We start from the raw sequence: 12,456 nt of genomic DNA on the forward strand, positions 1-12,456 counted from the left end.
TATAAAATCCTCACTTCCTTTGATTCGTCCATAATGGTCTTTATTATAAGGATATTTTATGATTTTTGTTTGCAACGCAAGCTATTTAGGTTGTTTACTACCTATGAATTGATCGCCATTGATCATTAACGCCTTCCGACGATAATATATTCATTTTCGTAATAAACTTCTAACTATTTAAGAAATAATATTCATCATTAAGGACACAACTCGCACTGATAGCTGGGAAGGCAGGTTGTATTGTCTTCAGGAATGCTATTTTTTATTTTTACCATCATGATTATTTTTCTTTTTACAGTTAAATAAAAGTTTAAACTATTTGCTGCTGCATAATACAATTTCACTATAGTGAACATTTAGAATAGTGAAAATAGTTGTATACTTTAATAAAAACGGGTGTATACTCTATGTGTAGCCTACTATTTGAAGCAATCAACTATCTTGGGAGTTTTATCCATAAATCAAAATTGTTCACTTTAGTGAATTTAATGATTATAAAAAAATTTATTAATGGGGACCTAATATTTTTGAAAGGAGTGAGTAATATTAATTTCACTATATTAAATTTACTGAAAATTAAGAAAACTAATATACTTTGTAGGTATATTACTATCTGAAGGGGTGAAACATTAAGTGAAATATTTTAGGATATTCTCCGTTTTTATGACCATCCTTCTCATACTTCCCCTTTTTTCATTACACGTTAATGCCGTCGGAGTTAACCCCGGACTTGGATCAGCAAACCCATATGGTATTTTAGGTGAATCCGTAACAGTGACAGAATCCACTTCAGTCAATGGCAGTTTAGGAGCCGGAGGTTTAACAGGCTCTGCAGATGTGACCGGTTCAACAGACGTAGCGAACGACGCATATACAGAAGCATATTCAGATTTTCAAGGTGCTATGACCCGTGCTGACTCACAACCTGCAGATACTACATTGTCTACACTAGGCGGAGACACATTAACTCCAGGTGTCTACAAATTTAATAATGCCGTCTCCATGGGATCAAGTATTACGCTTAATGGTGATGGCGTTTATATATTCCAGATTGATGGAGCACTTTCTACCGCTGCTAATACGGAGATCCAATTGCAAGGTGGTGCCCAGGCTTGTAATATCTTTTGGGTAGCCGACGTTGCCACTCTTGGCGCAAACAGCACGTTTGTTGGAACATTAATGAGTAAATCAGCCATCACAGTTGGTGCAGACTCCACTACTAACGGAAGAATATTAGCTCAGACAGCTATTACAGCTGATGCGGCCAATACTGAAATTATCGTGCCGCCGGTATGTGAAGCACCGGTCCCAGATCCTGATCCTGAACCTAACCCGGATCCAGACCCTGAACCAAATCCGGATCCTGAACCAAATCCGGACCCTGAACCAAATCCGGATCCTGAACCAAATCCGGACCCTGAACCAAATCCGGATCCTGAACCAAATCCGGATCCTGAACCAAATCCGGACCCTGAACCAAATCCGGACCCTGAACCAAATCCGGACCCTGAACCAAATCCGGATCCTGAACCAAATCCGGACCCTGAACCAAATCCGGATCCTGAACCAAATCCAGATCCTGAACCAAATCCGGATCCTGAACCAAATCCGGACCCTGAACCAAATCCGGACCCTGAACCAAATCCGGACCCTGAACCAAATCCGGATCCTGAACCAAATCCGGACCCTGAACCAAATCCGGATCCTGAACCAAATCCAGACCCTGAACCAAATCCAGACCCTGAACCAAATCCGGATCCTGAACCGAATCCAGACCCTGAACCAAATCCAGACCCTGAACCAAGCCCTGAGCCTGAGCCAAGCCCTGAGCCTGAGCCAAGCCCTGAGCCTGAACCAAGCCCTGAGCCTGAACCAAGCCCTGAGCCTGAACCAAGCCCTGAGCCTGAACCAAGCCCTGAGCCTGAACCAAGCCCTGAGCCTGAACCAAGCCCTGAGCCTGAACCAAGCCCTGAGCCTGAACCAAGCCCTGAGCCTGAACCAAGCCCTGAGCCTGAACCAAGCCCTGAGCCTGAGCCAAGCCCTGAGCCTGAGCCAAGCCCTGAGCCTGAGCCAAGCCCTGAGCCTGAGCCAAGCCCTGAGCCTGAGCCAAGCCCTGAGCCTACACCAGGATTTGTACCAACACCAACACTAAATCCTGAAGTCACACCAACACCAAACACTGACCAACCAGCTGAAACTGTTACTGTAGAAGTGAAGCCGGATGGCAGCGTGGAAATCCGCGCCGAATTACCTGAAGATACAAAGGTTCCAGGTACTTGGAAGTTTGACATTGGTGGAGAGACAGAAGAAGTTCGAGGCAATGAAAAAATTACGTATACCGCTGAAAATGTCCCAGCAGGGAATTATCAAGTAAACGTTCAATTCACTCCAGATGAAGATGAAGAAACAATCGATCTTGGCTCGCACGATGTCTCGGTCCCGACCGTTACAGGCGGCCAGCTTCCAGAAACAGCTACTTCCATGTATAACTTTCTCCTTGGCGGAATAATGCTATCGTTGATAGGATTAGCTCTCTTAATGAGAAGAAAAGTGTATGAATAAGAATTCTTTTCTTAAACGGATACTAAAAACTGTCCATAAACTTTCCCCGGGGTTCTTGATCCTGGGGATATGTTTAATTGCCTGGGCGTCCTATCAAATCTATACTCAATCTGCTCCTGCACCTGTCTCGGTCGAACAGCCGGCAGAAGAATCCGGACTAACCGCCGACACATCTGTATCAGCTGAGGGAGAAAAGAGAGAAGAAACACAAACAGAAGACACGGCCACGAATGAGGAAAATCAAACAGATACACAAATACCACCAGACACAACAGCTCCACCTGAAGCAAAAAAGGAAAAAGAAACACAAACAGCAGCAAGCCCAACAGAAGACACCGCCAAGAATGAAGAAAATCAAACAGATGCACAAATACCACCAGACACAACAGCTCCACCTAATGTACAAAAGGAAAAAGAAGCTGTAAAAGTAGCGCAAGCTCAAACGGAAACGAAAACAGAAACACCGAAACAAAACTCCATTTCAGATGAAACCCTTTATCCAGTAAGACCGAAAGTCGGTGAAAATATAGGCAACTTGACTATGCCGGCTATCGATCAAACACTGCCTATCATTCATGGAACAGATGAGGACGAATTAAGTAAAGGAATTGGACATTTTGCAGGCAGCGTACTGCCGGGCGAAAATGACAATTCTGTTCTATCCGGACACCGGGACACTGTCTTTAAAGAACTGGACCAGTTGGAAATTAACGATGAACTCATTGTTGAGACATCCGCCGGTACATTTACGTACGAAATCAGAGAAATCAAAATTGTTCCAAGAGATGACAAAACCATTATCACCCCGTCCGCTTCCCCTGTTCTCACCGTCACTACCTGTTACCCGTTCAATTTTATAGGTAGTGCCCCCGATCGCTATATCCTTATTGCTGATCTTGTAAGCAGTGAATAAACGAAACGATAAAATCAATATATCCCCTTACCGATACAATATCGGTAAGGGGATATATTTGTTAGTACTCTATTTTTCATCATGAATCCACTACTCAAGACAATACCTCAAGTTCCAAATAATCAGCTGAATGGATATGCGGCTATCCAAACCCTACGAACATGAAGATCCACAGGTTCGGTATGTCACTGCTGCTTAGGATTCAATACGACCGGAGAGTTGAATGACACCGCAGCTAATTATAAAGTGTTCTGGCCGCTGTCTCCCGAAGCGAAGCTCCTTTTCGTTTTCACCAGCATAAAAACATCCCATTTAAAGGAGCCGTCATATTTCTTCTTTTTCGGTTTTCTATTTAATCCTTCCTGCCACAGATTTCGATACCTATTCAGCCAAAGAAAACATCCAAACATTTGATTTCACTATAACTTTTGGGGTGCACTACCCCATCATGGCCATTTTTTATTTTAAGATATTCCCTTATTATCATGAGCCCAGCAGAACAGGGACCCCTTCTTCTTCTGTTCTAAACTGGTCATAGTGTTGTATGTGAAAGTAAGGAAGGTCGTTAAATAAAAGACCTTCGCTGTTTATAAAATCTTTCATATGAGAGGTTTCCATGAAGGGAATAGGTTTTGCCTGTTTTGCAAATATATAACGATAATCATCATAGTCTATTGGAAAAGCAGAACGATTTCTCTTTGCATCCATCGTGAAAAAGTAGATCGGTATATCACGGCTGCAGGCTTTTTGGAGCAGCCGGGTGATTCCTTCGTTATCCCGAATTTTAATACAGACTGGACCTGCGTCCGTTCGAGTAAGATAAAGGTGAATGCTGTTTTGTACTTTATTGGCTCCAGTTACATGTATATAATTTTCGATAATGATAGTCTTTATTTCTTTCCAATCAACGGTTTCGCCGCGTTTTCGGCTCAGCTTATAAACAATACGGTTTGGATACACAGCCGCTGCCGGCAGCTTGGAAAATGGGTAGGAAAGCATCGCCACGCCTGCCAGAATAGCGCAGCCCCCGCCAAGCACAGCAACTAAAAACAAAATGATGTAGAGAATATCGTTTCCCACCAGGTTTGCTAACCAGATCCCATTCCGGCCGGACGGGGTCGCGGAATTAAAAGTAAGGATATAGCCACTGAACCAGTTGTACACAAGAAGCCCGCTTAATATAAGAAAACCAACTCCAAAAAGAAAAACAGCGAGACCACCTAAAAGGTTATTAATAATACCTTTTGTTGTTTTAGGCTCCGAAATCATTGTCAGTATGTCTTCTCTTTTCGGAAAAGCACCATATTTTCGCTTCATCCAAACCACCATTCGTTTACCTCACTATAGATCTCTTCAAAAGAACAAGTCAACTAAATAATGGAAAATTAATTATCTTATGGAGTAATTTCACGCCAGCCCTCGAATAGTGCATTAAAAAAGATCACTATTTATGTATCCGTAAAAATGCATAAGAAACCGAGAACGTCCGCAACGTTATTTAAAATATTTACGGACGTTCATAACGGTTCTTTTTTACTCTATTGTCACCGTTCCTAAACGTGTATTTTTTAGAACACTTTTATATTTAACTTTTTTCGATCACTTTAAAAGTCTAGCTGAATATTATTGTATTCTTTGTCTGTCACCGGAGACAGCCATTCTGTATCTCCCTGTTGTACATTAGTGCTGATAGCTATATGCGTAAACCAGCTGTCTGAGGTCGCGCCGTGCCAGTGCTTTACCTTAGGAGCAATTTTGACAACGTCTCCTTCTTCTAGCATTCGCACTGGTTTTCCCTCTTCTTTATAAAAACCTTTGCCTTCGGTAACCAGCAAAATCTGCCCGCCGGGATGGATATGCCAATTGTTTCGTGCCCGTGGTTCAAACGTGACGTTCCCCATCGGAGAGTTCCATGTATTATCATTGTCCACCAGCATATGAAGCCATACAGCTCCATTGAAGTATTCGTTGGTGACTTTTTTTCCCTTTGGAAAAACAGCACCTTCACCTCCGTAATTGGATGAGCTCATATTTATTCACCTTTACCTTTCATATTGAAGAAGATATAACGTAGTATATTCCTTAGAGTTCACTTTAAGTCAAGCATTCTTTTTTCACAAAACTAAAAAGTCATTCAGAATAAGTAGTCCAAATGTTTTCTGTTTGCGAAGCTTTTCTACGATTATTTTGCTGTTAACTCTTCCAGCTGTTCAAAGTATTACCTCTTTGCATCTATTTTCTTGAATACTTTATCCCAATTTCTTTTTTGTTCTATTAGAATTAATATCTTCTAGAAAAGAAAAACCGAATTTCCAACCTAGGAAATTCGGTTTAAATACATATTTAAATATCATATTTTATTTCGCCAAATGTTTTGACTAACTCTGGATCACGGTGGTTAACAATCAGATTTTCTTCTGTATCTAATGTGCTAATCTGTTTCATATCTGATTCATCTAATTCAAAGTCGAAAACATTTATATTTTCTTCGATTCTTTCTTTATGAACAGATTTTGGAATTACGACTACTTTCCTTTGAATTAGCCACCGCAGGATTATTTGAGCTACACTTTTTTTATATTTATTAGCTAAATCAAGTAAAAGTTCATTTTCAAATATATTATTCTTTACTTCAGCTAACGGGCCCCATGATTCAACTTGCACCTTGAATTCTTTCATGATTTCTTGACTTTTAATTTGCTGAGTGAACGGATGTGTTTCAACTTGGTTAACAGCTGGAACTATTTCATTATGTTGAATCAGATCAATCAGCCGGTCAGAATAAAAATTACTGACGCCAATGGCTTTGATTTTTTCTTCCTTATATAATTCTTCCAGTGCTCTCCACGAACCGTAGTAATCTCCCAGAGGCTGATGAATAAGGTATAAATCCAAATAATCTAATTGTAGACGTTTTAGGGAGCCCTCGAATGCCTTTTTTGCTTCTTCGTATCCCTGCTCTTGAATGATTAGTTTTGTCGTGATAAATAATTCTTCTCTAGGTACTCCACTTCGTTTAATTGCTCTGCCAACTGCTGCTTCATTCAAATAAGCGGACGCTGTATCAATTAAACGATACCCTGCCTCAATAGCATCAACCACTGCCTGTTCACATTGCGCCTCATCTTCAATTTGAAAAACCCCAAAACCAATTATAGGCATTTCAACTCCGTTGTTTAAAGCTACTTTTTCCATGCTGAATACTCCTTCGTTATTTTTTATTTTAGTACCAATCTTTTGCCTTTACGTTGTATAAACGTAAAGATGACTTAATTGATCTCTTTTAACTTTGCGATATCTTCATCTGTACGATCACCATAAATTTGAACATTTTGAAGTTCTTTCTCCATTTGCTGAAATTCATTATTGATCATCTCTACCTCTGCTGCTCCAAGATTTTCCCGAATTCGCTCTAGTGTTCTTGAGCCTGGGATCGGTACAATAAAATCTTTTTTATGCATCATCCACGCTAATGAGATCTGAGCCGGAGTTGCTCCCTTAGAGTGTGCAAAACTAGTAATTAAATCTAATAGTGGCTGGTTTGCTTCGATATTATTTTTATCAAACCGAGTTATAACTCTTCTAACATCGTCTCCTTTAAATTCTGTTTCTTTTTGGATTGTTCCTGACAAAAACCCACTTGCTAAAGGAGAAAAAGGGACAAAACCAATCCCTAATTCTTCGCAGGCTGGAATAACATCCTTTTCAAACTTACGTTCCATAATGGAATATTCACTCTGTACAGCTGTCAAAGGAGTAATCGAATGAGCACGACGAATTTCTTCTTCCGTCGCCTGCGACTGTCCCCATCCGCGTATCTTACCTTCTTCAATCAATTCTCCCATAACAGATGCTATTACTTCTGGAGGTATGTTTTTATTTACTCTGTGCTGGTAGTATAAATCAATATATTCTGTACCTAATTTTTTTAAAGAAGCATCTACGTGAGCGTGTATGAACTGCGAAACTGATTTTTCGGAACTAGTAGAAGTGTTGTCATCAATTTTAAACTTTGTAGCAAGTACAACCTTATCTCGAATAGGCTCTAACGCCTCTCCAACTAACTTTTCGTTCGAGCCATTACCGTAAACTTCAGCTGTATCAAAAAATGTGCACCCTGATTCATACGCCTGGCGAATAAGATGGATCGATTCTTTTTTTTCTGGTCCATCACCATATCCATGGCTAAATCCCATGCACCCTAACCCTATTGATGAAACGTTTAGATTTCCTAACATACGATTATGAATAATATCTCCTCCTTTTATTGTTTATAAGATTATGCTAAATCATTCGTGTAACACGAAGTCAAATAGAAAATAAAATTAAGTCTTTTCGCTGTAAAAAGAAAAATAAAAAACGCACCTGGATAGGTACGTGTAAAACTATGATTATAAAGATTCAACGCGTTGTTTTTCTTTTTGCCAGTCGTCCGGATTCATATCGTCAGGAATCATATTGTTTAAAATTTTATTATAATGATCAACTTTTTTATTCATAAATTGAACACGCTGCTCAGCTTCCTCTAATTGGACATGTGCTTTTTTTTGCTGCTCTAGCAATATCTCATAACGTTGAGGTGTTGTCGATTCACCTTCCAGGCATAAATTTATATACTGTTTAATGGCTTCTATCGACATCCCGCTTTCTTTTAAGTACTTCACCCCCGTAAGCCAGTTAATAGATTCAGCATCAAATACCCTATTATTGTTTTTATCTCGTTTGATACTTGGCACCAGCCCTTTATCGGTATAAAAACGGACTGTATGTTCAGTCATATTAAGCAGTTTCGCAACTTCTTTTTAGTAATCATAATTTCCCACCTTAATTATAATCAATTAGACTTCGAGTTACTTGAAGGTTTTATAATCCTAATCATAGCTCAACTTATTTTATTTTGATAGGAAATTGATCAAGACAGAAAGGAAAACCCAGTAAAATTAATTTGGATAACGTGATCAACAATAAGCACAAAAAAGAATTCTTTCATCTTGCGCAAAATGAAAAATATAGTATGAAACCTTTATTTTTCACTATCTAACTTCATTCAAATCAAAAGAAACACGTATATCACCGTCTCCTACGGCTTGGGCAAAGCGTTCTGCCTCCTCCACATATCCAATACGAGTATAGCTGTAATCACTTGATAAGCTTTCATAAAACAATACCAGACCATTATCTCCATACAGCATAATATCTCCTGCATGAATCTCACCAGGTCTCTCAGAGTTTGTGGGAAGTGTATCTTGAAAACGATAAAATTTCTCATTACTATTAACATCGCTCATGTTTATATCTAATGGTAGTATTTCAATAAAGGCCTGAGTCGTTTCGTTATCATAAAGTCTTGCAGAAAATTCCTGTTCATCTATAGTTATAGCTATTAAAGTTGATGGATTCACCATATCACTATCCCTCGTTTCTTGAATGGAGTCACTTGGTTGTAATTCTTCTTGATTCATTTCATTACTTTCATTCGTGTCACTCATGGAACAGGCGGTCAGACTAAAAATAAATAAACAAAGGATTGAAAAAGATTTTTTCATTTTATACAATCCTTTCTATATGCTTTTATTATAAAGAGCTGCACAATGATGTCAGGAAACTTATAGGACTATACATTTTTATTTTCAATTTTCTTTACTATCTTCGCGGGCACCCCTCCTGCAACTACCTTGGAAGGTACATCCTTTGTCACTACCGCTCCCGCAGCTACAATAGCCCCATCTCCAATAGTGACACCAGGAAGAACAGTGGCATTCGCTCCTATCCAGACATCTTTTCCAATTGTAATGGGGGAAGGATGCATCGTGCTGCGCTTGGCAGGATCTATATCGTGATTAAGAGTAGCCAAAACCACATTATGTCCAATAAAAGCCCTATCTCCAATGGTAATGCCTCCTTGGTCTTGAAAACGACAGCCCGAGTTGATGAAAATATTCTTGCCTACCTTGGTATTTCTTCCCCAATCCGTATAAAAAGGGGGGAAAAGAGCAAATGTAGTATCTATCGGTTGATCAATTAAACGGAAAAATAGTACTTGCACTTCTTCCGGCGTATGATACTGTCCATTTAGCTCAACGGTGAGCTTCAATGCTTCCTGCGAGCCCTCGTGCATCAACTGGTGCAGCTCCGTACCACCTTCGACTGATTTCCCTTGATTCAAGTGGGCCAAAAGATCATTCGTATTCATTATGATTCTCCTTTTCATTTCCTTATTTTGTTGATTATTATCTATTCATTTTTTGCTGATAACTGATTTACATTTTGCAGGTGTTTTCGACTTTATTGTAATTCGACGATCGTTTCTATCTTTCCTTATATCTTCATAAAACAAGTTTAATACCTAGAGTTAACTCTAGTTCAAGAGATTATTTTTTAACTCTCCATAACTGTTCAAGTTAAAAATAAGCTTATAAACAATGAAAAATATATTTTTGAGAAAACTAGCTCTATAAGAAGGTGAACAGATAGAAGTGGATGGAGAAATTCCATCAAAGTGGCTGCATATAAACAGTTAATAATATTATATAGCGGGCACCTTCGAACAATTAATATTAAAAAAGCCCCTCTGTACTCATTCATGATGAGTGCAGAGGGGTACAATTAATGAGTAATTTCTATTTTATTCTTATGGATATCTTCCGTTCCTGCTTCCAGTGCCGTCTTATAGTACGTACATTTATGTTCAATGAGAGCCATTGTTTTTGTTAATTCTTCAATCTGCGCTTCTGCCGCAGCTTTCCGTTCCATAAACATATCGTACCTTTTTTGAAGGGTGGAATCTCCTTCCGCACACCAATCAATAAAATGTTTAATTTCTTTGATGGGCATACCTGTCGATTTTAGGCATTCAATAATTTTTAATGCTCCGATATCCGCGTCATTGAACATCCGCACCCCACTGGCTTTTCTTTCTATAAAAGGCATGAGCCCTTCTTTATCATAATAACGCAACGTATAGACCGTAAGATTCAGTTCTTTCGCCACTTCGCTTATCGAATATGTCTTCATTTGTTATCTTCCTTTCTATGCTAACCAATCCTCTAGTTAACTCTAACTACACAATTGTATCCTATCACGACGTTTATTACGCGTCAAAGAGCCTGGATGAAACTATTACTCGATTAAATTACTGAATAGCAAAAGTATTGGAATAACTTTTGTTTTTCTAAAGTTTCTTATTTTTTCATCACATAAAACACTTGACCTAGAGTTAACTATAAACGATAACATAAAACATACGAGAGAAAGTATAGTAGCATTTCTCTCGTATATTGATAATTAATAGGAGGATTTTTTATGGTAATCGCCAAAGCAAGAGCAGTCGACGGACCGAATAAAGCATTCCACACTACTGAAATTCAACGACGGGACCTGGATACGCATGATGTATTAATTGAAATTAAATATGCGGGGATCTGTCATTCAGATATTCACACCGCCCATGGCGATTGGGGAGAAGTCAACTATCCCTTGGTTCCCGGCCATGAAATAGCTGGAATTGTTACTAACGTCGGCCCAGAGGTCACAAGCTACAAAGCAGGAGACCGGGTTGGCGTTGGATGCATGGTGGATTCCTGCGGGGTATGTAAAAACTGTCAACAAGGAGAAGAACAGTACTGTTTAGAAGGAAATGTTCCTACCTATGCTGGAGTAGACAAATACGGGGAACCAACCCAAGGAGGTTATTCTACACACATTGTGGTTACGGAAGATTTTGTATTGCGTATACCAGATAATATTGGGCTTGACGTAGCAGCACCGCTTCTCTGCGCTGGCATTACCACTTATTCTCCATTGAATCACTGGAATGCTGGTCCTGGAAAGAAAGTGGCTGTAGTTGGAATGGGCGGCCTTGGACATATGGCTGTGAAAATTGCCAATGCGATGGGTGCAGAGGTAACTGTCTTATCCCAGACATTGAATAAACAAGAAGACGGGCTGCAGTTTGGCGCAGTGAATTATTTTGCCACCAGTGATGCCCAGACATTCGAGAAACTCAGTGGCACCTTCGATTTAATGATTAATACTGTAAGTGCCGATATTGACATCAATGCTTATCTTTCTTTATTAACACTGGATGGCACCTTGGTCAACGTTGGCGCTCCTTCGCAGCCATTACCAGTACATGTATTCTCTCTCATTCCTCACCGTCGTTCGTTTGCAGGTTCTATGATAGGCGGCATTCGTGAAACACAGGAAATGCTCGATTTTTGTGCCAAGCATGACATAGCACCCAACATCGAAGTAATTTCTGCCGATCAAATTGATGACGCCTACGAACGGGTAATGGCTTCCAAAGTAAAATATCGGTTTGTGATTGATATCAGTACTATATGACCTTCTTTGGATCCCTTTAAAAATGTAGAGGAGGATTTTCTATGAAAACATGGACTCAACAAGAAGTAACCCACATGAAAAAAGCGGATGATTTGTATATTTCCCCGTTTCGTGAAGATGGAGCGACGTACGGAACACCCACCTGGATTTGGTCTGTAGTAGTCGAGAATAACCTCTACGCTCGTGCCTACAATGGACGAAACTCCGCTGGTTTCAGGCAGCTGTGGATCAAAAAGCAGGTCGAATATCGATAGCCGGGATGACGAAAGAAGTTCGTTTCGAGCCTGTTGTGGAGGAAGATCTCAACGCCCTTATCGATGAAGCTTATCGAGATAAATACAGAAGCAGTTCCTACCTCTCTTCGATGATCAGCGAGCGGGCACGTGCTGCTACTGTGAGAATCATGCCTCGTGAGAACGTATAACTAAAGTTTCAGACGTGAATTCACTTTACATTCACCAAGAAATACAAAAAGCAGCCCCAAACATCTTCGGGCTGCTTTTTACTATTTTTTAAAATCCAACATTTCATAAGCATGCTTCCAGTCTTTTTCGAATCCTTCGATACTTTTTATCGTGCCTTCATGATGAAAAGAGGCCTCTACTAAACCAGGGATAACGTCACCGCGTGACATCCGA

At 39.9% G+C, this 12,456-nt stretch carries 11 protein-coding genes and 2 pseudogenes; 4 read left to right on the plus strand and 9 right to left on the minus strand.

The annotated features are described in order from the left end of the window. The first annotated feature begins 774 nt into the window (after positions 1-774). Both MMY81_RS09690 and MMY81_RS33940 read left to right on the plus strand, forming a co-directional pair. Positions 775-2,562: an ice-binding family protein gene (locus MMY81_RS09690; RefSeq protein WP_252312681.1), complete on the plus strand. Its 1,788-nt coding sequence runs from the start codon at positions 775-777 to the stop codon at positions 2,560-2,562. Beyond that, positions 2,555-3,475: a class D sortase gene (locus MMY81_RS33940; protein ID WP_308215287.1), complete on the plus strand. Its 921-nt coding sequence runs from the start codon at positions 2,555-2,557 to the stop codon at positions 3,473-3,475. Before MMY81_RS09690 ends, MMY81_RS33940 begins: the two co-directional genes overlap by 8 nt. Before the next feature lie 483 nt (positions 3,476-3,958). On the opposite strand, the gene MMY81_RS09700 is transcribed toward MMY81_RS33940, so the two are convergent. From MMY81_RS09700 to MMY81_RS09735, 8 genes and pseudogenes are all read right to left on the minus strand, one after another. Then, the gene (locus MMY81_RS09700; protein WP_252312682.1) at positions 3,959-4,792 is read right to left on the minus strand and encodes a hypothetical protein; all 834 of its coding nucleotides are present in this window, start codon (positions 4,790-4,792) and stop codon (positions 3,959-3,961) included. 287 nt (positions 4,793-5,079) lie between these two features. Further along, entirely contained in the window at positions 5,080-5,505 is a 426-nt protein-coding gene (locus MMY81_RS09705; protein ID WP_252312683.1) for a cupin domain-containing protein, read from the minus strand. A 313-nt stretch (positions 5,506-5,818) separates the two neighbouring features. Further along, positions 5,819-6,670 carry an aldo/keto reductase gene (locus MMY81_RS09710; RefSeq protein ID WP_252312684.1) on the minus strand — a complete coding sequence of 284 codons (852 nt, stop codon included), beginning with the start codon at positions 6,668-6,670 and terminating at the stop codon, positions 5,819-5,821. A 74-nt stretch (positions 6,671-6,744) separates the two neighbouring features. Next, positions 6,745-7,713 (minus strand): aldo/keto reductase, encoded by a 969-nt coding sequence (locus MMY81_RS09715; protein WP_256497879.1) that lies wholly within the window; start codon positions 7,711-7,713, stop codon positions 6,745-6,747. A 153-nt stretch (positions 7,714-7,866) separates the two neighbouring features. Continuing rightward, positions 7,867-8,277, minus strand: a pseudogene (locus MMY81_RS09720) (MerR family transcriptional regulator); the annotation flags it as partial. A 231-nt stretch (positions 8,278-8,508) separates the two neighbouring features. Further along, the gene (locus tag MMY81_RS09725) at positions 8,509-9,021 is read right to left on the minus strand and encodes a cyclophilin-like fold protein (RefSeq protein WP_252312687.1); all 513 of its coding nucleotides are present in this window, start codon (positions 9,019-9,021) and stop codon (positions 8,509-8,511) included. 68 nt (positions 9,022-9,089) lie between these two features. After that, positions 9,090-9,668, minus strand: coding sequence for a DapH/DapD/GlmU-related protein (locus tag MMY81_RS33585; protein WP_274622834.1), 579 nt, complete (start codon positions 9,666-9,668; stop codon positions 9,090-9,092). Positions 9,669-10,081: 413 nt separating this feature from the next. Beyond that, on the minus strand, positions 10,082-10,489 hold the full coding sequence (locus MMY81_RS09735; RefSeq protein ID WP_252312688.1) for a MerR family transcriptional regulator: 408 nt from the start codon (positions 10,487-10,489) through the stop codon (positions 10,082-10,084). A gap of 288 nt (positions 10,490-10,777) precedes the next feature. On the opposite strand from MMY81_RS09735, the gene MMY81_RS09740 reads away from it, so the two are divergent. Continuing rightward, positions 10,778-11,818 (plus strand): NAD(P)-dependent alcohol dehydrogenase, encoded by a 1,041-nt coding sequence (locus tag MMY81_RS09740; protein WP_252312689.1) that lies wholly within the window; start codon positions 10,778-10,780, stop codon positions 11,816-11,818. Positions 11,819-11,892: 74 nt separating this feature from the next. Further along, positions 11,893-12,242, plus strand: a pseudogene (locus tag MMY81_RS09745) (DUF2255 family protein). An 81-nt stretch (positions 12,243-12,323) separates the two neighbouring features. On the opposite strand, the gene MMY81_RS33325 reads toward MMY81_RS09745, so the two are convergent. Next, positions 12,324-12,452, minus strand: coding sequence for a hypothetical protein (locus MMY81_RS33325; RefSeq protein WP_256497880.1), 129 nt, complete (start codon positions 12,450-12,452; stop codon positions 12,324-12,326). Between the last annotated feature and the right edge of the window lie 4 nt (positions 12,453-12,456).

The organism is Sinobaca sp. H24, assembly GCF_023845525.1.